Source organism: Kastovskya adunca (assembly GCF_059505785.1).
In genome coordinates, this window is sequence record NZ_JCACLG010000004.1 from 13,791 (window position 1) to 39,169 (window position 25,379).

The window sequence follows — 25,379 nt, forward strand, 5'->3', positions numbered from 1 at the left end:
ATAAAGATGCGATGATTCGCACTCATTGTATAGGTTTAAAAAAGAAAAATAAGACGGCTTGAAAAATTTTGCAGTATTTGAGGTGGCATGAGCCTAAGTCTCCGACATTGGTTGGCAGAGCGCCAGATTGAACTTACCCAACTCAAACCTCCAAGCGCCTTGGCGGCTGGTGTCGCCTTTCGCATTACCCAGGACATGGAAGTCAAGAGCCTGAATTGCTTTGCAATTAGTTCTCTGGCGGATGTCCTAGAACTCCCCCTTGATAGCGCTTGGCAAGTTGTAGAACCGATTGTCGAGCTAACCGTTGCTCTAATCCGCATCCTCAACCGGAAAAAGCCCCTCCGACGCAACGAAGGAACCTGGCTTGCCTTGCAAGCCGCCTACCTAAGAGCCTTGCAAGTCATTCTAGAGCAAGAGTCGCAACTCAGCCGCCCTTGGCTCAATCGCGCCCATGTCCCCTTTGGCTCCCAAACTGACCAACCCCTCAGTGATCCCCAACTCCAGGCACTGCTCAAAACCTTACGCCCTGGACGGCTGAGTGATAGCCAAGCCGAACAAGCCCTCTCGGCGGTGGCAGAGTCATTTTTTGTTCAGCAGATGAACAATGCCTGTGTCGCCTGGTTTGTTGCCAATGGCGCAGAGGAAACCGAAGCCAGACTGCTGACGCAACGCCTCAGCCACGGATTGCCCGGTCATCTGCTGGCGGTGATTGCTGAAAACGCGATGCCGCTTGTCCAACTGCAAAAGTTTGTCCGCTTAGGAAATGTCACTGACGTTAGAGAAGACTCTAGCCCTCCAAAAAACCAGCTAGAAGACACCGAATCGTTTCCGGCAACACTCTCTTTAAATTTGAGCCGAGAGCATTACCGAGCCAGCCTCTTAATCAGTCTCAGCGAGCCTTTATTTGCCGAACCCTTTGCCTTAAAAGATATTCATGTTCCCCTCAAAGGTAATCCTCTGACGTTTGGGAATCAAAATGGAGGATTGGGAGGCGGAATGTCATTAGGACGGGGAAATGATATTGCCTCATCCCCTGTACTCCAACCCCCCATTGATTTAATGGACTGGGCGATCGCGCAACTAGCAGACAAAAGCACTATTGCCATCATCGAAGGGGAGCCAGGTTCTGGGAAGACCAGTTTTTGCCAGCTCTGGGCATCTCACGCCGCGACGGAGTTTTATCCCAACTGGATGCCGATCTTAATTCAACTGCGCCATGCCACTTTAGGGCAAACTTTAGAGCAGACGCTAGACAGTGCCTTTTCTTTAGGCAGCTTTACCCATGCCGATGGCTGGCTCTCCTCAACTCATCCCCCTGCACTGTTGATTATTGATGGTTTGGATGAACTGTCTGATTCTCCCCAAACCGAGCGTCAACTGTGGACGTTTATGGATCAACTGACGCGGTTTCATGAGGCAGATAAAGATGTCGATGATCTACCGCGTCACAAAATTTTTCTAACTAGCCGCTCCTCAACCTTAGATAGTTTGATGAGCAAGTACCGCCAAGGTATCCCTTTACCACTTTCTGCTCTGGGAACCCGCCATGCTTTCCCCCTCAAACGCTTGGCGATCGCTCCCATGCATCAACAGGAGTTCCGGCAATGGTTTCAGCAGTGGGCAAAACTGCAATCAAAATCTATCGCCCAAACCTACTTTTCCTTTCTCAAAGACGCAGGAGTATTTCATCGTCGTCCCGAAGTCAAGGAACTGGCAACCCTGGTCAGTCAACCTTTGATGCTTTATCTCTTGGGCATCTTACATCGGGATGCTCTGCTTGATGACAGCGTCTTTCGGCTGGAATTACCCCAAATGAAGTTTGAAATTTACGACCGGATCTGCCATTGGCTGTTGGGAGAACCTGTGGCGGCAAATAGTCTTTTGCCAGAGTTAGCCCGTGAAGGACTCGCTCACGCCTGCCGTAGCACTGAGGCAGTGGCAAACCTCCTCCAAGGTCACCACTCCCAACAAGTGCGATCTCAGATGCAAGCCGCAGCACTGACCATTATTCAAACGGGTCAACACCAAGCCCCATTAAACCCACCCACTTCCCCCGACAGGCTGCCAGCGTTCTTTTTTCGTACTTCTTCACCGACCCAATCCCCACCTCTGAGCCTGGAATTTTCCCACCCCAACTTAGGAGAATATCTCGGTGCAGAAGCACTGGCTGCCCAACTCAAAACCTTAACCCAACAAGTTCAAGACCGCTACGGTGAAGTCAGCTTTATCCTGGAATCTCCCCTGAGTGTTGCTCAAAATCTTTACCAAGTATTGGGATACGGTTTGTTATCACCACAGATGAAAGCCCTCGTTGTTGAGCGTCTCCGGCGGGAAGAACGGCGCAATGCTGATGAGTTTTCCTTTCGAGTCCTCTTTGGACGCCTCTATCGCTTCTACCGCGCCTACTGTCGAGGACGGTGGGTAGATGAGGGTGTTGCTCATGACGCCTATGCTCAGTTGCAGTCTCGTTCCAACTCCTTGAACGTTCTGCAAATAGATGCCGCCGTCGGACTGAATGTGTTTTTGTTGCTCTGTGCAGGCGCACGCGCCGCTCAAGTGCCTTTTTGGCCTTGTGGCGATCCCAAGATTCCCCATAAGTTTGAGGCTGACCAGTTGCTGACGTTTATTGGACGCACGAGTGCGCTCTCACCCACTGCTTTTTGGCAACGGGCAAGGGCAAGCTTGAGCGGCGTACAACTAGCAGAAGCTTGTCTAAACCGGGCGATGCTGGCTGAAGCAAATTTATCTCAAGCGGATTTTTCGGCGGCGGAACTTATTGGCACTAACCTTGTCGCCGCCAATCTACAAAAAGCCGATTTTTCCTGGGCAAATTTGACCGGAGCTAACTTGTCGGGTGCCAACCTCACTGGAGCTAAGTTGGAAGGGGCTGACTTGTCCGGCGCTAACCTCACAGGTGCTAATCTCACGGCGGTAAATCTTCGCAATGCTTGCTTGTTTCAAGCCCAGCTTGATGAGGATAGCAACCTGATGGCAACAAGAAATGGGGCGATATTTTCCCTGGATGCTTATCAGGCTTATAGCGAATCCCTCACCTCCCAGAAAGAGACAGAGATTCTGGAGGAAGACGAGGTGGAAGAAGATACGGTGTACCTAATCGAGAGTGCTGAGGGGGAACCTGACTTTCCGGAGGACAACTGGGAAAGTGACCAGTATGAGGGGGATACAGCGGTTCTCGAAACCTATGCAAAACCAGACACCGATTTGCAGCCAGGGTCAGACGGCAAAGATGATGGCGATGAGACGTGGTGATTGATTAGGGGATTAGTTAGTAGAATCCTCTCCCGGAACAACTGGCTACCGACTACTCTGGTTGAGAGTTGCGGTAACCAAAAAAGTTAACTTGATAGTCTGTAATCCTGACTCCAGTTTGCTGTTCTACTTGCTTGAGGACTTCTTCTGGTAGTTCGATATAGACATCCATAATCTGGTTTGTATCTAGACAGTTGACATGGCTATGAGAATCGCTGATGTTGCCATACAAACGTCCATCACAATGCTCGATACACTCAATGATGCCTTGGCTAGATAGGGCTTCTAAGTTTTGATAGACGGACGTATGCCCGATTTCTTTACCCTGATGGTTTAAGCGATCGTAGATTTCTCTGGCTGAAAGATGTTCTTGAGCTTGCCAAAGCAGTTCCAAGATGAAGCGACGTTGACGGCTTAGTCGCATCCCTAATGCCTGACACTGGTTAAGCGCATCCTCTAAAGAGCGGATTGGTTTGGCGGCTATTACTTCGTTACGCATAAAATTCAATCCCTTAAATTGCTTAATTAATTCCCCACCCCTGGTTCTCAATTTTACCAAGGGCATCAGATTAGACGAGTCTGCCTATACTTTAGTCGTTGCTTAGAATACCAGGAACTTCAATCGACTAGAGGATTAAGCGGCTCTGATTCTTAGAATTTGCTGAAAAGTAGCTATTGACTGTTGCTAGGGAGCAAGCTGACAGAAAGCGGCAGATCTGATGCCTTGAGGGTTCGTTTTTACACAACACGAACTCATTACAACTTTATCCTATGCAGCCGGAGAATGTCTACTTGAGTCAAACTGAGCGGGATGCTGGAGTATCGAGTTGATGCGTGTTGCAACTCAGTAATTCAACCTGCTTTGAGATTAACCAGCAAATATCTGCCTGGATTTACGTAAAGAATTGTTGCATAATCAGGGTTTTGTTGTTACATTTAGTTACAGAAAGGCAATCTAATCAGCCCAGAACCGCAAAGCTTTACGGCTCGCAACAGCAGCACAGTACCTAGCGTTTCGGTCTTAGGTTTTCTTCCTCCAACACAGCAAGCTCTATAAACCAGTCCCACAATGGCTGGTTTTTTTTGCGGCGTTTCTACGCTCTTGTCTAATACGGATTTTCCTTGTACTCAGCTCCCCGACTTCTTCAAGAAGTCGGGGAGCTAGAATTTTACTTGCGATCGCATAACTGAATTAGCGGATTGTTTGTATCTAGCAGTTGCTCAAGTGCGCGTACTGCCTCCGGCTGCTGGCGAACATGAGCATCGATAAATAAACCAACTGTTTGAGCCAGCAACGAGCGAATGTCTTCTTCAGGCTGGGTGGTGGGTTCGTCGAGGAAAGCCCTCGCTGTAGTGGGGTCTTGCGGGTAAGCGATAGAGAAGTGATTTGCGCCTTCCACTAGCATGAGATAGCAGTCGTTTCTGCCCCCAGAAATTGCCTCTTGAAACGTGCGTACAACTGAGGTAGTGGCATCACCATTGGAGATGCCGTAGCGATCGCTACTATTGGCAATCACCCCATCCCTTGTTCCTCCCATCAGCAACATGGGTAAGGAGTCGGGTAAAGGCAAAATTGTGCTTGGTTCGTACCCCATGATTACCGGGGCGGCTGTATGCGCTCCGTAGGCAAAGGACGCTGCTACTTGCGGAAAAAAGCGAGGAGCGGCATTTTCAATTGCTACCCTACCTCCTGCTGAGTGTCCGCCTAAAATAACTTTTTCCAGATCCAACAAACCGGCTAATAACCCTTCTGACTGTAGGCGCTCCAACTCTCCTAGCAAGGCGGGTAATGCTGACGCCGTTGGGCCAGTACCGTAGGTATTTGGTGCCCACATCCCAATATCAACGCCAGGAGTCAGCCCCACGATTCCTGGCAAGTTTTCGGCTATCCAGGTAAAGGTAACCACTACCAATCCGCGCTCAACTAGCTTCACCGCTAACCATTGATAGAGTTCCGAGCCGCAGTTGATGCCGTTGAAGAAGATTGCCACAGGAAAAGGAGCCTGTGCTGGGTCGGCGGGTACAATCCCTTGGTCGCGTTGGGCTTCTCCCCCAGACATTTGCGCTGGATACAAGACTTTAAGGTGAATGGTGTCGTACGGGGGTTGAGCGCTCTCGACTTTAGCCGCTCGGAAGAAGGCGCGGATAGTCATTTGGGGATTATTCCTCAATTCCTGGAGGTTTAGAAGCAACAGCAGGGCGAAGTTCTTGCCAAATTTGCGAACTGAAGATACAGGCAACCAGCCAAACGATTCCGGCTGCATAACCTGCGGCTACATCCGTTGGCCAGTGAACGCCAAGATAGAGCCGACTCAAGCCGATACCACTAATCAAGGCGATCGTTATGCCGATTGTCCAGCCTCGCCACTGAGGTAACTCTGAAACTAGTAAGTATCCAATAATGCCCAGGACGACTAGGGAAATCATCGCATGACCACTTGGGAAGCTGTATTGATTTACATCCACCACTCGCTCCCAAAGCAGGGGTCTGTCACGACCAAACAGCGTTTTTAGCCAGTAGTTTAATGCCGTTGCCCCAAGGGCTGCAATGACCAAAGTTGTAGCTTGCGAGAATTTTTTCTGTACCAATAGCAAAATTCCCAAAACCAAACACACAATCAATAAGACCATTGGCTCACCCATGAAGGTAAAGCCGAGCATGACTTTGTCTAGGAACGGTGTATGTAAATCCCTGAGAATGAGTAAAATTTCTTTATCAAAAGCAAATGTTTCTTTGTCTAATATTTCTTCGGCAATTTCTGAAAACAACCAGATCGACAATGCTGCGGCGATGAGTCCTACGGCTCGAATCGTCACAATCAGGGGTAACAAGTTTTGTCGCCACCATTTGGGCAAAGCGAAGAGAAATTGCCGAATTAGCTGCTGCATCGTTTAGTTGCTTTTTGCTTCTACGGTAAACTTTCCCATGCTTGAGCGACAATGTCACTAAGCCAGCTTCTTTGCATTTGATCGAGTAAACCGTCTTCTGCTAAGACTTCAGCGGTCAGCTCATCCAGAGACTGCCCTTGAGAACGAGCGATTTGAATAACACCCGCGATCACCGCCGCGACTAATTCTTCATCGACGGGCTTTTGGCGTAAAGCAACAATTTCTTGAGGGTTAGCTGGAATGGGATAATTCATGGCGAGTTTATAATGGCACCCGTTACGTTATCAAAAATGAGAAAAGTGTAAAGTTTTTTGATTAATCTTAAATAATTCAGTATCCGGAAGCATAGCGCAATTTGGCGTTTTTTCAACTCCGTCTTCATTTGTAGTTACACGCTCATAAAAATCATCACAATGAAAGAGATTCTCTACGTAGAAGTTCCTACCCCGGATACAGAGGCGGTTCGCACATGGTTGCAACAAACCTGGCGACCAGAGCAGGGGGAAAAAATCCTTACTCCTGATGGCGTGCGCCTACAGTTTGCCGATGTTAGTGCTAGTCGTCACACCACTACAACAGCGATCGCCACGGTTCCTGAACTGTCCATCTTTGTTTGGTCAGTGCAGCGCACAACCTACTTAAAAGCTTTTCATCTTGGCAAAAGCGCGATCGCTACAGAAACCCAAATCCTCCAACACCTCGAAACCAGCTTGCGGCAGCAGTTTCCTCCGCAATACCCGGAACTACCGACGATTGATTTGTCGCAGCAATCTATCTTTGAGGCACTGTCGCCTTATTATCCCAAAACTGTACATTTCTTTAAAAAGATGCCGAATGGGGAATATGACCTCAATCGCGTCTACTGGTGGGAAAAACGCTGGCGTGAGGGCGTTCGCCATCCGCAGCAACCCCAGTCAGTTATTTTCTCAACTCCCGACTCAGAACTCAACCCGCAAACCCCTCCTACTTATGACTTGATTTATATCGGTGGGGCATTAGGGGTCATCCATGCGGCGGTGATGGCGCAGCTAGGCTATCGGGTGCTGCTGGTCGAGCGGCTTCCGTTTGGGCAGATGAACCGGGAGTGGAATATTTCCCGCGACGAGTTTCAAAGCTTGATTGATTTGGGTTTATTTACCCCAGCCGAGTTTGAGAACCTGATTGCTAAAGAGTATATCGACGGATTTAACAAATTCTTTGATGGTAATAATCCTCAGAAACTGAGATCTAAGGTGTTGCACACCCCAACGGTGCTGAACGTGGCGTTAGACTCCGAAAAACTGCTGCGGCTTTGTGGTGAGAAGCTAAAAGATGCAGGCGGAGAAATCTGGGATGAGATGGAGTTTGTCCGTGCTGATATTGGGAAAAATCAGGCGATCGTGCAACTGCGACACTTACCGAGTCAAGCAGAACAGCAAGTGACGGGACGGCTTTTAGTAGATGCAATGGGTAGCGCGTCTCCGATTGGTTGGCAGTTAAATAATGGTCGTGCCTTTGATAGCGTTTGTCCTACGGTAGGAGCGGTGGTTGAGCGGGGCTTTGAGCCGGAAGTCTGGGATGCCAAGTATGGGGATGTGCTCAACAGTCACGGGGATATCTCGCGGGGGCGTCAGTTGATTTGGGAGTTATTTCCCGGCGCTGATCAGGAACTGACCATTTATTTATTTCATTATCATGAGGTGAATTCTCAGAATCCCGGCTCTTTGTTGGAGATGTATGAAGATTTCTTTACAATTCTCCCAGAATACCGCCGCTGCGATTTGGAAAAATTGGTTTGGAAGAAGCCGACATTCGGTTACATTCCGGGACATTTTAGTATCAGTAGTAGCGATCGCAAAGTTGCCATTGACCGACTGATTTCGATTGGTGATGCCGCTTCTTTGCAATCTCCCCTGGTCTTTACTGGCTTTGGCTCCCTCGTCCGTAATTTGTCGCGCTTAACAGACTTGCTTAATACGGCTTTAAACCATGACTTGCTGACTGCTAAGGATTTAAACCAAATCCGCGCCTACCAAAGTAATGTTTCCGTAACGTGGCTTTTTTCAAAAGGGATGATGGTTCCCACCGGACGCACCCTACCTCCCCAACGCATCAATTCAATGCTGAACACCTTCTTTGGGCTTTTGGCAAATGAACCCCCTGTTGTGGCAGATACCTTCATCAAAGACCGTACTGAGTGGCTCACCTTCAATCGCCTCGCCCTGAAAGCCGCGAGAATCAACCCCGCCTTAGTGCTGTGGATTTGGGAACTCGCAGGTTCCAAAGACCTTGTGCGTTGGGTGGGTAGCTACCTCAGCTTTACAGGTAGCGCCTTTAAGAGCTGGCTGTTAGGAGGATGGTTTCCTCCCCTGACACGACGCTTCCAGCCTTGGATAGAAGCCCGCTATCCGGCGCTTTGGCTGCGGCTTCTGGCGCAGAGTTACGACCTCACAACGGGAATGGGGCGTCCGGAGAGAATCAGACTTGATGACAATAGAGGTGGGATTAATCTCGCCTCTACAAACTTGATGCGAAACTCAACTCAGGGTGATAGCAAAGCGGTAGCGGAGCAGTAGGAGTGGGGAGGGTGAGGCGCATCCACCGTTAGCGCTAAGCCCTAATCCTGTAGGGCGATCGCCAGGATCTTAAAATTGGTAACGCGATCGCCTAATTTATCGCCAGGTTAGGAAATCTCTGAATTTCCTAGGAATGTTCCGGCAGAACGTCTCTACTACTATAAAAGCGAATCATTGCCCAAGTATCGTTATTTTATCCCTCACCCAAGCTCGAAAAGACTTCAGTAAAGCAATCTCCCCAGTTTTTTGACTCTGCTCAATGAAGCCGTTCATTTGTGTAACTGATACAAGGGGGAAAACACAACTAAATTCGCCTTCAACGTACTTTTCTCTTGTTAGCTGATAGAACTTCAGCACCTGCCCGTCATATATCCAAAGTTCAGAAACTCCCAGTGCTGCGTAAATTCCTAACTTATTAATAGAACTACTAGTAATATCAATTTCAATTGCTAAATCAGGTGGCGGATCAGTTTCTAAATTAAATTCTTTCTTATTTCTGACGGCGGGTTCATTTTGGATGTAATAACAATTATCGGGTTCTATTCCTCGATTGACTATTTCTCGTTTCAAGGTCATCGAACCAGCACTTTTTATTCCTACATCTAATTCTTCAGCTAAAGTAAAAATTAAACGATCGAACTGAATTTTATAACTTTCATGTTCGTAAAGCGGAGTCATAATTTCTAAGGTGCCGCAGTCATAAGCAAATCGCGAATTTCTATCCTCGCCTGTTTCTTTCAGCAAGGATTCAAAGGTTTCCCAGCTAATGTTTTGTAGTAGGGTTCTTTGTTCGGCGTTCGTTGAAGTGGTAATCATCACCAATAGCTTATAAAGCTGGTTATTTTAAAATTTACCTGTCCTTTTATCATAAAGGCAATCGCTACAGTAAACTCTTTATCTTAACCGTTGGGGTAGCAATCGCGTTTCACTGATGTTCTGGTTGATGGGGATGCGATCGCACTTACAAAGCTTTTCTGCCTTGCTATACGAGCAAAATTCCTGTCTTTGACTTAAAGTTTATGTTTAATGATTTACGCAATAGGAGTTCTATTTAATGTTTTTCCAAAACAGAGAATAAAGCTTGTGGAAGTGGGTCTAATGTGCCTTGATAAACTGTTTCTTTTATCGAGTGAATATTGAAATGAGGGGTAAAAATATCTCTAATTTCTTCGGGGGTAAATCGATAGGGCCCTTCTTCGCCGGGTTGTAGGTGGCTAAAGCATTTTAGGAAGAAATAGCCCTTGGGTTTAACTAAGTTGTTGAGTGTGCGAAGGTAGTTTTGTCTTTGTTCGGGGGAGAAGACGTGGAAACAGCCGCGATCGAAAACAAAGTCAAACTGCTGATTAAGAGTGCTGTTGAGAATATCGTCTTGTTTCCAAGTAACATCTAATCCCTGTTCTTTCCCTATCCCTTCAGCACGAGCGATCGCTGCTTCTGAAATATCGCTAGCCGTGACGCTGAAGCCTCGCTCTGCCAACGCTATAGCCTGGGTACCAGGGCCCGTGCCGAGGTCTAATACCGTTCCGGCGTTGAGGTTTAGATCGGTTAATGCTCGCTCTAAATCCGCATCGAGATCGGGATTAAACCAGGGCATGGTTTCTACTTCCCTGTCTTGATAGATCTGTTTCCAATCAGGAAACTGGCGTGGTTTATTCATAACGGCTTAGTCCATAAATCCGCTGAAAAAATTGATCGTTTCTGTCAACGCCACAATGAAGGCGTCGATTTCTTCTTTGGTGTTGTAGAAGTAGAGACTTGCCCGTGCGGTACCCGGTACGTTGAGGATGCGGTGCAACGGTTGCGTGCAGTGATGCCCGGAACGGATAGCGACGCCTTCGTGATCGAGGAGGGTGGAAACGTCACTAGAAGCGAGTCCTTCAACATTAAAGGAGGCTAAGGCGGCTCTACCTTTGCCGTCGGTGCTGGGTTGGGGCCCGTAGAGGGTGAGATTGGGAATGGTGCGGAGTTGCTCAAAGAGGTAGGCGGTGAGTTCTTCTTCGTAGGCGTGGATTTTGTCCATGCCGATGCTAGTAAGATAGTCTACTGCTGCACCAAGGGCGATCGCTTCCCCAATGGCTGGCGTCCCCGCTTCAAACTTGTGGGGCAAGTCGGCATAGGTGAAATGGTCGAGATAAACTTCGGAAATCATCTCACCACCCCCCATAAAGGGCGGCATCGCTTTCAATAGCTCAAGCTTGCCGTAGAGGAAACCAATCCCAGTCGGGGCGCACATCTTATGTCCCGAAGCCACGAGCCAATCGCAGTCAATTGCCTGCACATCAATGGGCATGTGGGGAATACTTTGGCAGGCATCGATCAGTACCTTTGCGCCGTGTTGGTGGGCGATCTGAGTAATTGCTTCTACTGGATTAATACAGCCGAGGGTGTTCGAGACGTGAACAACACTCACCAGCTTTGTTTTCTCAGAAATTAGCCCTTTGAATTGTTCTAAATCGAATTCCTGGGTTTGTGTCAGCCCGACGTGCTTCAATACCGCCCCGGTTTTTTGAGCAATAATTTGCCAGGGAACGAAGTTGCTGTGGTGTTCCATCACCGTCAGGAGAATCTCGTCTCCTGGCTGCAAGGTATTGAGCGCCCAACTGTAGGCAACCAAGTTAATCGCTTCACTAGCATTACGGGTAAAGACAATCTCTTGCCGGGAGGCGGCATTGATAAAGCTAGCGACTTTGTCCCTTGTCTTCTCATACGCCTCTGTTGCTCTAGCACTTAGGGTATGAGCGCCCCGGTGGACATTGGCATTATCCTTTTCGTAGTAGTTCTGTAGAGCATCAAGTACCGCCAAGGGTTTTTGGGAGGTGGCGGCGTTATCTAGGTAAACTAAGGGTTTGCCTTGTACTTCCTGATGGAGAATTGGGAAGTCAGCGCGGATGCGATCGGCGAGGCTTCTTTCTTTGGTGAAAGTCATAACTCGATTGGGAAACGGGGATTAAGGGAACTACAGATGGACGCAGATATTTTGGCGCTGTGTCTCGTAGCTAATTGAAGATAAGTTGTTGATTATTTACTCATCTTGGCAACGTACTTAGTCAGTGTCTCTCGCAGAGAAGATACGGGTATTTGCTGGATAATTTCCGCCGCAAAGGCATCAATCAAAAGATTACGCGCATCTGCTTGACTCAAGCCACGGCTTTGCAGATAAAAGACTTCTTCGGGTTCTAACTGGCTAACTGTGGCACCGTGAGAACATTTGACATTATCAGCCGTGATTTCGAGCTGGGGTTTGGTATCTACCCGCGCTTTGGGAGAGAGGAGTAAATTGCGGTTCAACTGCTGAGCGTTGGTTTGTTGCGCCGCTTGGGGGACAAAAATCTTACCATTGAAGATTGCCTGAGCCTTGCCATCCACAATGCACTTATGCAACTGATGACTAGTGCCATAAGGCTTTGTATAAGCGATCGCACTATGAGTATCTGCCAGTTGTTCCCGCGCGATCGCCGTTAAACCATTCAGGGTTGTTTCCGTCTGTTCACCTGTTTGTAACGTCTCCAAGTTATGCCGCGACAACCTTGCACCCACGGTTATAGCATTACAGCTATAGCGACTATCTCGCCCTTGCACCACCGCCGTCTTCCCAATATGAACCGCCGCGCCACTCTCCCGTTGAATCCGGTGGTGGCGAACCTGCGCGTTCTCCTCCAGCACAATTTCCGTAACACTATTAGCGAAATATACCTCTTTTTCCTCTTCCTTTGCGCCCTCTGCGCCTCTGTGGTTCGTATACTCCTCCACCACCGTCACACTACTTCCCGACTCCGCCACCACCAAACAACGCGGCTGAGAAAGTGTATGCTCTCCAGCAGAGATAAACAACAGATGAATAGGCGTCTCGATGCTAACGTTACGGGCTACCCAAACCACTGCTGCATCCGTCAACCCCGACGTATTCAACACCGTGAAGACATCTTCAACACCTTCAGATTTAGCCAGATAGTTGCCCACCTGCGAGCGATGGGTAACGGGTAACTGTGCCAAATTTGTCACTACCACCCCTTCCGGTAACTCATCGGTGGCTGACAATTGCGGTGCATAGGTGCCGTTGACAAACACCAGTCTGAGCGCGGCTTCCGGTATTGTTTCTATCGCAGATGCTGCCAACTTTATTGGTGTTGGCGCTTGAAAATCAACTTGCAACAGAGGCGACAAATCTGTAAACCGCCACTCTTCATCCTTGCGGGTGGGAATGTGTAGTTGATCAATCCCGGAAGAAGCGCGATCGCGTAACGTTTGCACCAAGACGGCTAGCTCTGGTTCTAAAACTTGCAGCTGTAGTTTCTGGCATTGCTGCAACAATTTAGCCAGATAAGCATCGCGGGTACTATCAGCTTTAGAGACAATCGCCTCGGTACTAGGAGAAGCTTGAATGCTCATCGCGTCGCCACCTCCGCCGTCATCTCCTGATCGATCCAGTCATACCCGGTTTTTTCTAGCTCTAGGGCTAATTCCTTACCACCAGACTTGATAATGCGTCCGGCGTGCATTACATGAACAAAATCCGGTTCAATGTAAGTCAGCATCCGCTGGTAGTGGGTAATCAAAATCATCGCATTGTCAGGACTTGCCAACTGATTGACGCCATCAGCAACAATCTTCAACGCATCAATATCCAAGCCAGAATCCGTCTCATCAAGAATCGCTAGCATTGGCTCTAACAAAGCCATTTGCAAAATCTCGTTGCGCTTCTTCTCACCACCAGAGAAGCCCTCATTAAGACTGCGTTCTAAGAAGCTAGGATTCATCTTCACAATGTCCAACTTCTCATGAACTAAGTCTTCAAAATCGAAGACATCTATTTCCTCTTTCCCCTGATTTTTCAGGCGAGAATTGTAGGCGACGCGTAGGAAGTCTAAATTGCTGACACCGGGAATTTCCAACGGGTACTGGAAGGCGAGAAAGATTCCCGCGATCGCTCGTTCTTCCGGTTCTGTCTCCAAAATATTTTCGCCTTTGAAAATAATCTCGCCACCCGTGACTTTATACTCCGGGTGTCCAGCGAGAACCTTGGAGAACGTACTCTTCCCAGAACCGTTGCGCCCCATTACTGCATGAATTTCCCCGGCTTTTACTTCCAGGTTCACGCCCTGCAAAATCTCTGTGCCATCGACTTCTGCCGTCAGACCGCGCACTGATAAAATTACTTTGCTATTTTCCTTAATCATCGCTAACCTCTAAACTCCTCTCTTGCCCCTCTGCACTTCCCTTTGCGACCTAGGGCGTTGAACACACCAAGCCGCAAAGGATAATGCCCACTATAGGTAGCAAAGTTATTAACCCACACTGCCTTCCAACTTCAGGCTGAGTAGTTTGTCTGCTTCAGCCGCAAACTCCATTGGCAACTCGTTGAAGACATCCTTACAGAAGCCGCTCACCATCATTGAGATCGCATCTTCTTCAGAAATACCTCGTTGAGAGAAGTAGAATAACTGGTCTTCCCCAATCTTTGAGGTAGAGGCTTCGTGTTCTACTTTCGAGGTGTTGTTCTCCACCTGGATGTAAGGGAAGGTGTTTGCTTGGGCGGTGTCGCCAATCAGCATCGAGTCGCACTGAGAGTAGTTCCGTGCGCCTTCCGCCTTGGGACTAATCTTCACCAAACCTCGGTAGCTATTTTGAGAACGACCCGCAGAAATTCCCTTGGAAATAATGGTGCTACGGGTATTTTTGCCGATATGCACCATCTTGCTTCCGGTATCTGCCTGTTGCTTGTTGTTGGTGAGGGCAACGGAGTAAAACTCACCGACGGAGTTGTCACCCACCAAGACGCAACTAGGGTACTTCCAAGTAATGGCGGAACCTGTTTCTACCTGCGTCCAAGAAATTTTGGAGTTGACGCCTTTACAGAGTCCCCGCTTGGTCACGAAGTTGTAGATACCACCTTTGCCGTTTTCGTCGCCAGCGTACCAGTTCTGCACGGTGGAGTATTTGATTTCGGCATTGTCCAACGCCACCAACTCTACAACAGCCGCGTGTAATTGGTTGGTGTCATACATCGGTGCGGTACAGCCTTCCAGGTAGCTGACGGAAGCGCCTTCTTCGGCAACAATCAAGGTACGCTCAAACTGCCCAGTATCTCCGGAGTTGATGCGGAAGTAGGTAGACAGTTCCATCGGGCATTTGACGCCTTTGGGGATAAACACGAAGGAACCGTCACTAAATACGGCAGCATTGAGGGCTGCATAGTAGTTATCCGCAACGGGGACAACGCTACCCAGGTATTTCTTAATTAACTCGGGATGTTCTTGTAGGGCTTCGGAGATCGAGCAAAAGATCACGCCGGATTCTGCTAGTTTGTCTTTGAATGTCGTCGCGATGGAAACACTATCAAAGATGGCGTCTACGGCAACATTTGCTAGACGCTTTTGCTCAGAGAGGGAAATCCCTAACTTCTCGAAGGTTTCTAAAAGGGCAGGATCGACTTCATCGAGACTATCAAGCTTTTGGGCTTTCTTTTTGGGAGCCGAGTAATAAATAATATCTTGGTAATTAATGGGAGGATACTCGACATGCGCCCATTGGGGTGCCTTCATCTTCTGCCATTGCCGATACGCTTTGAGGCGGAACTCCAGCATGAACTCCGGTTCGTTCTTTTTGGCAGAGATGAGGCGAACTACATCCTCGCTCAAACCACGAGGAAGGGTATCTACTTCAATATCGGTGACGAAACCGTATTTATAAGGCTGGTTAACAAGTGTCTTTACGGTGGCAGTCATTATTAAATGTTCTTAGTGCTTTCTACAGGAGGCTTTAAGGATCAGCGGTGGGTGCGGGTTGGCGTCAAGCAGCAACTATCTTGAGCTGAAGACTAAAACAACAACCCTGTTGTTTAACTCCATTGTAAAATACAATAACAATAAAGATGTTGTCAAAGTCCGAATTGGGATTTTTCCCTTGCCTTTCAATGCTGCTCTTACACCAAAGACGATGACGATCGCGCACCAACCTTCCACAAAACAAGACATTCTGCAACATTTACTAAAACACGCTTCAGCAACGGCACAAGATTTAGCAGAAGCCTTGGCGGTGAGTCCGCAAGCCATTCGGCGTCATCTAAAGGATTTAGAAGCAGAAGCGCTCATTGAGTATCAGTCGGTGCAAACGGGTATGGGGCGTCCTCAGCACGTCTATCAGTTAAGTCAAAAGGGACGCGATAGCGTAGCGGCGCTTTCAGCGCATCGCTTCCCCAACCGCTACGGTGAATTTGCCGTCTCGCTTTTGGATACCTTGGCAGAAACTGTAGGCAAGGAGCAGGTTAGCACGATTCTCCGCAAACAATGGGAACGCAAGGCGATCGAATATCGGCAGCGTCTGGGGAAGGGTTCTGTACAAGAACGGGTTGCCAATTTGGTAGAGCTACGGAAAGCAGAAGGTTATATGGCAGAGTGGCACAAGATAGAACATCCTGAGCAAAATCCTCAAACTCAGTTCATCTTGACGGAACATAACTGCGCCATTTCCAATGTGGCTGAGTCTTTCCCCAGCGTATGCGGACATGAGTTAGAAATGTTTGCCGCCGCACTACCAGATTGTCAGGTGGAACGGACGCACTGGATTAATGACGGCGAGCACCGCTGCGGCTATTTGATTCGATGCAAAGACGATTAACGAATAACAAGGCTTGTTATCCTAAAAGTTAGAAATATTGCTTATAACTATGGTTAATTCTCAGCAACCCACCACACAATTTTTAACTACCGAAGAGTCAGCAGATGTTGATTTCGCGTTGCTGTCTTCCCCTGAGAAGTTTTTAACGCGATTAACGATTTCGTCCTTACGCTTGTTAAAGCACATTGGGGAAGATACGGGCATTCCGGTTGAGGAGTTGACACATCAGCAGGTGATTGACTGGTTTGAGAAGGATGGAAAGATTCGGCGGGAGCAGGGTGTTGAGGCGGCGTATTTGAAGTGGTGAGCATAGGTGTTGTAAAGACGTAGTTCCTACCTCTGTTGAGGTTTCAGCAAATCCAAGTGCAAGAAGCCAGAATTTTATGATTCCAGCAATTTGTATTTGCTGTTACAAAGGGCTTAGACGCGATCGCGCCCAACCTAGTCTTCAAAGCTAGAACTTACCTAAAATGTAGCTACCAGATGAGCTGAATCGATGAAGAGGTAAGCCATGAAGCATGTGGAAGTAGAAAAATTTAAGACGCGATCGCTCGATTATCTAACTGGGAACGAACCACTAGCGATCGTGCAAGATGGCGAGGTAGTAGGGCATTACTACCCAAAGAAGCGGACAAAGCAGGAAGAAGTCAAACGTGCCGTGGAGCGTTTAGATCGAGCTGTTAAGCAAGCATTAGCGGAAACGGGTATGACAGAAGATGAATTTGCCGATCTTTTTGATTTAAGCAAGCCGTTTCCCTATGACAATGAGACTAGTGATTGATACTAATATACTGGTCGGGGAACTGCTGCGGGAACGAGGCAGGGAACTGATCCAACATTCTGATTTAGCTCTCTCTATCACTGAGCGAATTTTGGATGAAACTCAGTATGAGTTAAGACGCCGACTGAGAGCAAGAGTACGTCGAGGTGGACTCACTGAGGCAACTGCACAGGAAATTTTAGCATCGGCAATGCGCCTCATTGAAACTAAGATTACCTTGGTTGCAGAAGCGGAGTACAGCCACTTAGAGACAGAAGCGAGAAACCGGATTCCCAGAGATCCAGATGATTGGTTTACCGTCGCTTTAGCCTTGGAGATGGAGGCGGCGATTTGGACTCAAGATTGCGATTTTTTGGGATGTGGTTGCCCAACTTGGACAACCCAAACGTTGCTGATTCAGCTCAGAAACGCTGATTAAGGTTCCCTCATAGGGCAGGGAGTTGCTTTGGCGGCGGTTAGGGCTGAGGATAAAAGCGCGATCGCATTTTCTTTTTGATCATCTTTCACATATAGTTGAGCAATTTTCGCTAAAGCTGAGGCTTTTGGTAAGCCGCCCTGAATCGGATCAATCCTTTGGGCGATCGCGATCGCTTGTTGGTAGTCTCCAAATCTGGCAAGTTGCACCGCAATTATTCCTAATTGGCGCGCTTTTTCCTGAGGATTATTTAAAGTTTGAATCGTCTGAAGTGCCTGGGTTAACGCCGAAGTTGACTGCTCTTTTTGTCCAGCTTTTTGATATTTTTCGACAATTTCAGTCAGAGCAGACGCCTGAATCTCAGGATAGGCAATAGTTTGAATCAGGTCAATAACTTGGTTGTAGGAATAGATTGTTGTAGAGGCGATCGCCAATTTTGCCAATGTCTCAGCTTTTTTCTGCTCGTTGTCGATAGTTTGAGCAACTGCCAGGGCTGGTGCTAAAACAGCAGCTACTTGCTCTTTTTGTTCTGCTTTTGCCGAATCTGAAACGATATTAACCAAGGCTTCCGCTTGCCGATCAGCCGAGTCAATATTACTTACCAGCTGAAGTGCTTCAGCCAAAGTCTTTGCGGCTAACTCTGGTTTGTCTATGTCTGCATAGGCGAGGGATATGTGACTCAATTGTTCTACTTGCCCAGGCGTCTCTTCTATCGCCTGGGACGCTTGCAACGCCTGAGACAATACATTCGCCGCTTGTTCGGGTTGCTTGGCTGAATACAGAGCGGCAATTTTGGTTAAAATCTGGCTTTTGAGCGTCGGGTCTTCTATTTCTTGAGCAATTGCTAGGGTTTGCTCATATTTCCCCGTATCTGCGACTATTTGCATCAACGCATTGGCTTTAGACGATGCCGTCTCAATGTTGGCAGCGATTTGCAAAGCTCGATTTTTGTCACCAGCGGCGAAATACATTAAGGCGATACGAGATTTTGCTCTGGCTTTGGGGTAGTCTCCCCAGATGGAGTCCAGCACTTGAAAGGCTTGCTCAGGTTTGCCAATTTCTGCGTAGCGAACAGCAATTCTTTCTAATACAGTGTCCTTGATAAATTCTGCTCCCCAGATGGAATTGGAGACTTGTAGGGCTTGAGATAGAGTTGCAGCCGCGTGGTTATTGAGTCCCGCTTCTTTATAGTTCAAGGCGATCGCCTCTAGTAGCATCGCTTTGTCAGGGGGGGAGTCGATTTTGTCGGCAATCTTTAAGGATTGGGTAAAGAGTGCAGTTGCCTTGTCCTCCTGTCCCGCTTTAACATAGCTAGCGGCGATTTCACTGAGTACCCGTGCTTGAAGAGCGGATTTCCTCATGGCTTGAGCCGCTTCCAAAGCGCGATCGCTTTCTCCAGCAGCGACGTAGCCAGTCGCGACATCAGCAAAGACACCACTGGCACAACGCCCTCCTCCAGAACATCCAGTACTCACAAGAGTAATCGCGACGATTAGTAGGAGGTTGAGTTTCATGTTTAGTCAGGCTACCGGATGAATAAAACTTACGCCAGTAATTTGCTTGTCCGCTATAGGTAGCAAGCCGCCGTACCATACCCCTACAGATATTGCTTCTTCAGCAAGAAAAGGCGTAAGTCAGAGATGAATACGGCTTTATTATTCCCGATTCCGGCTTACAGATCACAATCTGCTGGAGTAATGCCGTTGTAACCTAGTCTCAGTTCTTTACTAGGTCACTACTTTGAGCCTCAAGCTTTTTTTCCTGCGTCATGGGCAAACAACTTGCAGCCGGGAGAATGTCTACTGCGGTTCCATCGATCCAGAACTCACACCAGAGGGTATTGAGATGGCGCAAGCGTTTGCGGCTACCTATCAAGCAATGCCCTGGGCAGCAATTTTTTGTAGCCCAATGAAGCGAACAATCGCCACGGCTAAACCGTTATGTGAGGCAGTTGGCTTACAACCAGAACAGCGGGAGGAGTTGAAGGAAATTAACTATGGGAAGTGGGAAGGGAAATCAGTGGAAACGGTTTCCCATGACTACCACGATGACTATATCCGTTGGTTAGCTGATCCGGCTTGGTATCCACCAACTGAAGGGGAATTAGCAGTGGCGATCGCCTCCCGTGCCTTACAGGTGATCGAAGAAATTAAGCAAAGCTACAGCACGGGTAATGTACTCATCGTCTCTCACAAAGCGACAATTCGGATTACTTTGTGTAGCTTGTTGGGCATTGATGTGGGGCGCTTTCGTTATCGCTTAGGCTGTCCCGTGGGATCAGTGAGCGTTGTAGAGTTTGGCGCTCATGGCCCTTTGCTGCATGCGTTGGCAGAACGTATTCACCTCGATGAGCGTCTGCGTTCTTTGCCAGGTACTTAAGGAGCTAGTAAGTCGGCGAATCAATCAAACTTTGCGTTGCCATGTAAATTTTTAAAGGTTCGTAGTCAGGGCTTTAGCCCCATTTTGAGGAATTTAGCCCTCACTACAAACCAATAATTTTTACATGTCCTCCTGAGATAGATCCTGCTACTGAATTGTTTCTAACTCATAGAGGCTAAGACAACTTAATAATTTTTTTAACCGCCTTAACTTCTTACTAATATTTATCCATGATTCCTACTGTTGATACAATTCCACTGCTGCAATTAGCGTCTGGCGATCGCCTCGAAATTCAAGTCTACAAATTCTTTGGGACTCAACCCGGCAAAAAAGCGTATTTACAATCCAATCTGCATGGAGCAGAAATTGTTGGTAATGCCGTTATCTATCAGCTCATTGAATTTTTGATGACTTTAGATGAAAGCCAACTCAACGGTGAAATCTGGCTGGTGCCTGTTTGTAATCCTTTAAGTACTAGTCAGCGGACTCATTTCTTTTCCACCGGACGTTTTAATGTTTACGACGGCAAAGATTGGAACCGGATTTTTTGGGATTATGAGAAAGAGTGCCAGGATCTATCTGAGTTTGCATCTACTCAAATCAATCTTGAAATTGCTGAAATACGAAAAAATTATTTACAACGAATTATTTTAAATTTAGATAAACAACTCGATAAAATCAAGGCTCCTAGTAGTGTTCCTCACAATGAGCGCTATCGCTATCAGCTCCAATCCTTATGTTTAGACGCTAATTATGTCATTGATATTCATAGTTCTAGCAATCAAGCTCTAGATTATTTGTATTGCTTTCAGGGAAGAGAAGAAAGTGCGAATTTTTTCTTGCTTGATTACGGAATTGTCATGAATGAATATGACGGCGATGCGTTTGATGAAGCCTTTATGAAACCCTGGCTGGCTTTGGAAAGGGAGTTATCAGGCTTGGGTAAAATTATAAATTTTGATGTAGAGTCTTGGACGTTGGAACTAGGTTCTGGAATGCAAATGAATCCAGAATCAGTGAAAAAAGGAGTCGCTGGAATTAAAAACTACCTTGTACAACAAGGACTTTTACAAATTCCTGGCTTTCCTCTGAGAGATGCAGAGGCTAAGGAAATGAGTTTTATCCAAAAAAATCAAATTAAAAAATACTACGCTCCAGCTGGTGGAATGATTCAAGAAAGGGTGCCATTAGGCAGTGAGGTTAAAGCCGGAGAGCATTTGTATCAAATTATCAGTTTTAAGCAAGTCGGAAATTTACCTGCTGTGATTGATATTTGTGCAGAAACAGCAGGGTTAGTATTTGATGTTTCTACTAACTATGCTGTTAATGAAGGCGAGTATGTTTTGTCAGTGATGTAGCCCACTCGAAGACGTTTCACCGTAACGTCTCCTTGATTTCCTTCTTGAGGTTCACTCTTCAATCAGGCTGAGGAACTTGCGATCGCGACGTAGGGATTCGATACTAGGATCGCTTTGTGCTAAGGGACGATAGCGATCGCGGTTGAGCTGGAGGGCGTGTTGTAGGCTTTCTAGTCCCTGTTCGGTATTCCCAAGTTGGGCATCACAACAGGCTTTGCTATACCAGGTGTCGGCGTTATTGGGTTTAATTTCCAAGGCTTTTTCGAGGCTGGCACTTGCGTCTTGATAGTGTCCTAATTGCTGTAACACGGTGCCTCGGTCGTGCCAAATCCAGCTCCCAAGCTGATGATACTGCTCCCCCCAGATGCTCCAATCGGGCATGACTTCTAGGGCGCGGTTGTAGCTATTGAGAGCGTCTTGATAACGATTTAGGTGCTCAAGTACCTGCGCTTGTTGATACCATGCCCAGTAGTGCAAGGGGTAAAGCGCGATCGCCTCTTGGTAGCAACTCAAGGCTTCTTCGTAACGTTCCAACTCATCGTAGGCAATGCCTTTGTCGTACCAAACGATAGCTACATAAGGATTAATTTCTAAAGCTCTTTGGTAACACTCAATTGCTTCGTTCCAAGAATTTAGACCATCGAGGGCTTTGCCTTTGTGGTACCAAGTGATGCTGACATTGGATTTGATATCTAAGGCTCTGTCGTAGCACTCCAGGGCTTCTTCATTGCGACTCAATTGGCGGAGTGCTTCCCCCCGACGATCCCATATCCAGTAAGCAGAGGAACGTATGTCCAAGGCTTTGTCAAAGGAAGCGATCGCCGCTTCATAGTCATTGAGGTTATACAAGGCAATGTAACCCCGGTTGTACCACGCCCAGTAATCCTGCGGTCGTTCTGCTAGGGCGTTATCCAAAGCCGCGATCGCCTCTGGGAAACGTCCCAACCGCTGCAAGGTACGGCTACGCTGATACCATGCCCAGTAATCCTGCGGTCGTTCTGCTAGGGCGTTGTCAAAACTGTAGAGGGCGTCTTCATGGCGAGCCAGTTCATCTAAGGCAATACCGCGTTGGTACCACGCCCAGTAATCAGCTGGGCAGATGGCGATCGCGTTGTCGTAGCAAGCCACCGCCTCTTCATACTGCGATCGCGATCGTAATGTTTCTCCTTGCTGGTACCAGTACCTGTAGGTGTCAGCCATTGGTGCATTACTCATAAATACTTAAGACGAACCTGCGAACGTGCTATTAGCAAGTCTGCAATGGCACATTATGCCACTGTTAATTAGGCAGAGGGGAAAACTTTATCTTAAATGGATCAAGGCTTGATAGCGCTCATCCTGATGCAGATTGGTAAAGTCAGGGTTTGTAGCCACACTGTCTTGGTAGCGCCTAGGGTTGAGGTCAATCGCTCGTTGCAAGTTGGCGATCGCGGCTGCTTTTTTCCCCAGTAGAGCCTGACAGCAAGCTCGGTTATACCAGGTTAAAGCCCCTTCCGGTTCCGCGTCTAGGGCGTGGTTGTAACACTCAATTGCCTCCTGATAGCGGTGCAGTTGCTGCAAAACCTTACCTAGCTGATACCACGCCCAGTAGTCAGAGGGCTTGACGCTCAAAGCTTTTTCATAGCAGTTGAGGGAATCTTCCAGGCGTTCCCAATTTCGCAGGGCATCTCCCTGGCGATACCACGCCCAGTAATCATTTTTTCTCAATTCCAGAGCAATATCAAACGCCGCGATCGCATCTTCATAACTTCCCAACCGCCGCAGGGCTTCCCCACTGCGGTACCACCCCCAGTAATCCGTTGGTTGCACATCTAAGGCTTTGTCAAACGCCGCCAGTGCAACTTTGTAATCCTGCAAATCTACCAAGGCAACACAGCCGCGATTGTACCAAGCCCAATAGTCAGAGGGACGCTCAGCTAAAGCTTGGTCATAAGATGCGATCGCGGTGTCGTATCTACCTAATCGCCGCAAAACATTCCCTTTGCGATACCACGCCCAGTAATCTCTGGGTTTTACGGCTAATGCCTGGTCATAGCTCTCAATTGCGGCTCGATACCAACCCAGCGCATCCAAAACCCCCGCTCGACGATACCATCCCCAATAGTCAGAGGGATAATATTCTAAGGCTTTGTCATAGCTAAGGAGTGCTTCCTGGTAACGTTTCTGATTCCGCAGGGCATTACCTTGTTGATACCAGCCCCAGTAACTATCAGGTCGGCACTCTAAGGGTTTAAATATCGTATAAGACATAGGCACGGATTTTCTCCCCTTGACCAACTCATCAAAACTCCTAGGTCTGAAACCCCGCCCTTCACTTCGACAAGCTACTTCGACAAGCTCAGCACAAGTCAGTGACCACTAGGACAGCTTTACACTATACGGTACAATAGTTGTGGTCACTGACCCACCCGCGACGATGGAGACATAAACCCTAACACCAAAGTTTGCAAGCACCTTGCAACGGGGAAGAAAAATCGGTAGACCGGGAAAAGAGGACGGGGCAATGGACGATCCAACCCTTGAATCACAAACAACATAAATACTTGTTGTGAGTATCGACACATGAGAACCGCAGGGCTTGCGGGGTTAGTCTGTGGAGCGAACATAAGACCAATACTCTTTGTGAGTGGAGGCAGTTGCAATGAAACAGAAACCGTTCGGCTGAGCTCACGGCCGAAGCCTAAATCGTGAGGTTTAGGAATCACCGTGGCTTTAGCCCGGTGAGGATGTCAAGGTTCATAGCGCGATCGCCAGCCGGAGCAGGGGTGCAGGGGTGCAGGGGTGCAGGGGTGCAGAGGTGCAGAGGTGCAGCAAAGAAGCAATAACCAACCCTATTCATACTTCATACTTCACCCTTCATACTTCATACTTCACCCTTCATTCACATGCTCCCAACTGATCTGCTGATTTATCGACAAAATGGGGAAACCATGATTCCCAAGCGAGTGCCGATTGACGACAACGCCATCGGTATTGCTATGGAATTGATTAATCGCTTTCAGGCGGCTGTTGGGGGGACGCAGGGGGAACTTGATAGCGAAATGCGATCGCTAGAAGGCGACAGCCCCGACTACCGTTTTAAACGGGGACTTGCCCACCTGCTCAAGAATCACTTCTGCACCTTCGAGATCGTCAGTCCTCTAGAACCGCAATTATTACGACAGCGAGTCTTTTCCCTGTCGGCAAAATCTACCCCCAGCCCTCAAGCAACCGTCAGAACCCTGGAAACGCTGTCAGCTACCCTCAGCCAGGAATTAAACCAAGACATCCACATCGAACACATTCGCAAAGGACTCTACGCCGACTTACAGGAAAATCGCATCCTGACTCAATTTGATCCCCCCGTCCCGGAAGCCTTATTGCATCGCTACAACTTATCCCAAGTGCAGGGCATCTTTTATAAAGCCAGCGAAATTAAAATCAACGCTCACCGCAACGATCCCGGAGAGTACAAATTGCTATTTCGCTACCTAAAACTGTTTCAATTGATGACCTACATTGAGGGCGATGCCGATCATGGTTTTACAATCACCGTAGATGGGCCAGTGAGTTTGTTTAAGCCGAGTACGAGATATGGGTTAGCGATCGCTAAACTCCTCCCTGCCCTGCTCCACGTCACAAAATGGACGCTCAAAGCCACCTTACAGACTCGCGATCCCTACAATGACACCTGGAAAACCGGGCAATTTACCCTCAGCGACGACTGCGGCTTAGTCACCCACTACCTACCAGGGAAAACCTACGACAGCATGATCGAAGCCTCCTTCGCCAACCGTTGGGACTCCCTAAAAACCGACTGGCGACTAGAACGAGAGGTAGATCTGATCCCCCTCCCCGGTAGTGTGATGATTCCCGACTTTCGCCTCATTCATCCCGATGGACGCGACTTTTTGCTAGAAATTGTCGGTTATTGGCGTCCCGATTACTTACAAAAAAAGTTTTCTCAAGTCCGCCGTTCGGAATGCGACAACCTGATTTTGGCAGTTTCCGAGCGACTAAATTTAGAAAAAGCCGGAGTTAAAGTAGAAAACGTTCCTGCGAAGATCATTTGGTTCAAAGACAAACTTTCACCCAAAGCTGTCTTAGCCGTTTTAGATTGATTCAAGCGTCTTGGA

General features: G+C 47.9%; 23 protein-coding genes. 9 read left to right on the forward strand and 14 right to left on the reverse strand.

Features of this window, described 5'->3' with window-relative positions; genetic code table 11:
• Window positions 1-87: 87 nt before the first annotated feature.
• Window positions 88-3,270, forward strand: a complete 3,183-nt coding sequence (locus tag AC5JR3_RS01135) for a pentapeptide repeat-containing protein (protein ID WP_495842198.1) — start codon at window positions 88-90, stop codon at window positions 3,268-3,270.
• Between the two features lie 52 nt (window positions 3,271-3,322).
• Here AC5JR3_RS01135 and AC5JR3_RS01140 read toward each other — a convergent pair whose 3' ends face one another.
• The 4 genes from AC5JR3_RS01140 to AC5JR3_RS01155 all read right to left on the reverse strand — a co-directional run bounded on the left by AC5JR3_RS01140 (window position 3,323) and on the right by AC5JR3_RS01155 (window position 6,413).
• Entirely contained in the window at window positions 3,323-3,769 is a 447-nt protein-coding gene (locus AC5JR3_RS01140) for a Fur family transcriptional regulator (protein ID WP_495842200.1), read from the reverse strand.
• Window positions 3,770-4,439: 670 nt separating this feature from the next.
• On the reverse strand, window positions 4,440-5,423 hold the full coding sequence (locus AC5JR3_RS01145) for an alpha/beta hydrolase family protein (protein ID WP_495842202.1): 984 nt from the start codon (window positions 5,421-5,423) through the stop codon (window positions 4,440-4,442).
• A 7-nt stretch (window positions 5,424-5,430) separates the two neighbouring features.
• Window positions 5,431-6,159 (reverse strand): phosphatase PAP2 family protein, encoded by a 729-nt coding sequence (locus AC5JR3_RS01150; RefSeq protein WP_495842204.1) that lies wholly within the window; start codon window positions 6,157-6,159, stop codon window positions 5,431-5,433.
• 20 nt (window positions 6,160-6,179) lie between these two features.
• Window positions 6,180-6,413 carry a hypothetical protein gene (locus tag AC5JR3_RS01155; protein ID WP_495842206.1) on the reverse strand — a complete coding sequence of 78 codons (234 nt, stop codon included), beginning with the start codon at window positions 6,411-6,413 and terminating at the stop codon, window positions 6,180-6,182.
• A gap of 159 nt (window positions 6,414-6,572) precedes the next feature.
• Between AC5JR3_RS01155 and AC5JR3_RS01160 the strand changes: the two genes are divergently transcribed.
• Window positions 6,573-8,714, forward strand: a complete 2,142-nt coding sequence (locus AC5JR3_RS01160) for an NAD(P)/FAD-dependent oxidoreductase (RefSeq protein WP_495842208.1) — start codon at window positions 6,573-6,575, stop codon at window positions 8,712-8,714.
• 171 nt (window positions 8,715-8,885) lie between these two features.
• On the opposite strand, the gene AC5JR3_RS01165 is transcribed toward AC5JR3_RS01160, so the two are convergent.
• From AC5JR3_RS01165 to sufB, 6 genes are all read right to left on the reverse strand, one after another.
• Entirely contained in the window at window positions 8,886-9,530 is a 645-nt protein-coding gene (locus AC5JR3_RS01165) for a Uma2 family endonuclease (protein WP_495842210.1), read from the reverse strand.
• Between the two features lie 235 nt (window positions 9,531-9,765).
• Window positions 9,766-10,371, reverse strand: coding sequence for a class I SAM-dependent methyltransferase (locus tag AC5JR3_RS01170; protein ID WP_495842212.1), 606 nt, complete (start codon window positions 10,369-10,371; stop codon window positions 9,766-9,768).
• Window positions 10,372-10,377: 6 nt separating this feature from the next.
• A complete protein-coding gene (locus tag AC5JR3_RS01175; RefSeq protein WP_495842214.1) occupies window positions 10,378-11,640 on the reverse strand; it encodes a cysteine desulfurase in 1,263 nt (420 codons plus the stop codon).
• A gap of 92 nt (window positions 11,641-11,732) precedes the next feature.
• Window positions 11,733-13,103: a Fe-S cluster assembly protein SufD gene (gene sufD / locus AC5JR3_RS01180; protein WP_495842216.1), complete on the reverse strand. Its 1,371-nt coding sequence runs from the start codon at window positions 13,101-13,103 to the stop codon at window positions 11,733-11,735.
• Window positions 13,100-13,891 carry a Fe-S cluster assembly ATPase SufC gene (sufC, locus tag AC5JR3_RS01185; protein WP_495842218.1) on the reverse strand — a complete coding sequence of 264 codons (792 nt, stop codon included), beginning with the start codon at window positions 13,889-13,891 and terminating at the stop codon, window positions 13,100-13,102. The genes sufD and sufC overlap by 4 nt, the downstream gene beginning before the upstream one ends.
• A 108-nt stretch (window positions 13,892-13,999) precedes the next feature.
• Complete coding sequence (gene sufB, locus AC5JR3_RS01190; protein ID WP_495842219.1) at window positions 14,000-15,439, reverse strand: Fe-S cluster assembly protein SufB; 1,440 nt, start codon at window positions 15,437-15,439, stop codon at window positions 14,000-14,002.
• A gap of 211 nt (window positions 15,440-15,650) precedes the next feature.
• On the opposite strand from sufB, the gene sufR reads away from it, so the two are divergent.
• From sufR to AC5JR3_RS01210, 4 genes are all read left to right on the forward strand, one after another.
• Window positions 15,651-16,331, forward strand: coding sequence for an iron-sulfur cluster biosynthesis transcriptional regulator SufR (gene sufR, locus AC5JR3_RS01195; protein ID WP_495842339.1), 681 nt, complete (start codon window positions 15,651-15,653; stop codon window positions 16,329-16,331).
• 49 nt (window positions 16,332-16,380) lie between these two features.
• On the forward strand, window positions 16,381-16,638 hold the full coding sequence (locus AC5JR3_RS01200; protein WP_495842221.1) for an NDH complex assembly factor CRR9: 258 nt from the start codon (window positions 16,381-16,383) through the stop codon (window positions 16,636-16,638).
• 204 nt (window positions 16,639-16,842) lie between these two features.
• Window positions 16,843-17,112, forward strand: coding sequence for a hypothetical protein (locus AC5JR3_RS01205; protein ID WP_495842223.1), 270 nt, complete (start codon window positions 16,843-16,845; stop codon window positions 17,110-17,112).
• Entirely contained in the window at window positions 17,090-17,530 is a 441-nt protein-coding gene (locus AC5JR3_RS01210) for a PIN domain-containing protein (protein ID WP_495842225.1), read from the forward strand. Before AC5JR3_RS01205 ends, AC5JR3_RS01210 begins: the two co-directional genes overlap by 23 nt.
• On the opposite strand, the gene AC5JR3_RS01215 is transcribed toward AC5JR3_RS01210, so the two are convergent.
• Window positions 17,527-19,041 (reverse strand): tetratricopeptide repeat protein, encoded by a 1,515-nt coding sequence (locus AC5JR3_RS01215; RefSeq protein WP_495842226.1) that lies wholly within the window; start codon window positions 19,039-19,041, stop codon window positions 17,527-17,529. The two genes, AC5JR3_RS01210 and AC5JR3_RS01215, sit on opposite strands and share 4 nt — an antisense overlap.
• Before the next feature lie 226 nt (window positions 19,042-19,267).
• On the opposite strand from AC5JR3_RS01215, the gene AC5JR3_RS01220 reads away from it, so the two are divergent.
• Complete coding sequence (locus AC5JR3_RS01220; RefSeq protein WP_495842228.1) at window positions 19,268-19,906, forward strand: histidine phosphatase family protein; 639 nt, start codon at window positions 19,268-19,270, stop codon at window positions 19,904-19,906.
• 230 nt (window positions 19,907-20,136) lie between these two features.
• Entirely contained in the window at window positions 20,137-21,264 is a 1,128-nt protein-coding gene (locus tag AC5JR3_RS01225; RefSeq protein WP_495842230.1) for a M14 family metallopeptidase, read from the forward strand.
• 51 nt (window positions 21,265-21,315) lie between these two features.
• Here the strand turns inward: AC5JR3_RS01225 and AC5JR3_RS01230 are convergent, their stop codons facing one another.
• The 3 genes from AC5JR3_RS01230 to AC5JR3_RS01240 form a co-directional block, all read right to left on the reverse strand.
• Window positions 21,316-22,479, reverse strand: a complete 1,164-nt coding sequence (locus AC5JR3_RS01230) for a tetratricopeptide repeat protein (RefSeq protein WP_495842231.1) — start codon at window positions 22,477-22,479, stop codon at window positions 21,316-21,318.
• An 87-nt stretch (window positions 22,480-22,566) separates the two neighbouring features.
• Entirely contained in the window at window positions 22,567-23,514 is a 948-nt protein-coding gene (locus tag AC5JR3_RS01235; RefSeq protein ID WP_495842341.1) for a tetratricopeptide repeat protein, read from the reverse strand.
• A 451-nt stretch (window positions 23,515-23,965) separates the two neighbouring features.
• The gene (locus AC5JR3_RS01240; RefSeq protein WP_495842233.1) at window positions 23,966-24,103 is read right to left on the reverse strand and encodes a hypothetical protein; all 138 of its coding nucleotides are present in this window, start codon (window positions 24,101-24,103) and stop codon (window positions 23,966-23,968) included.
• 46 nt (window positions 24,104-24,149) lie between these two features.
• On the opposite strand from AC5JR3_RS01240, the gene AC5JR3_RS01245 reads away from it, so the two are divergent.
• On the forward strand, window positions 24,150-25,364 hold the full coding sequence (locus AC5JR3_RS01245; RefSeq protein ID WP_495842234.1) for a DUF790 family protein: 1,215 nt from the start codon (window positions 24,150-24,152) through the stop codon (window positions 25,362-25,364).
• Window positions 25,365-25,379 lie beyond the last annotated feature (15 nt).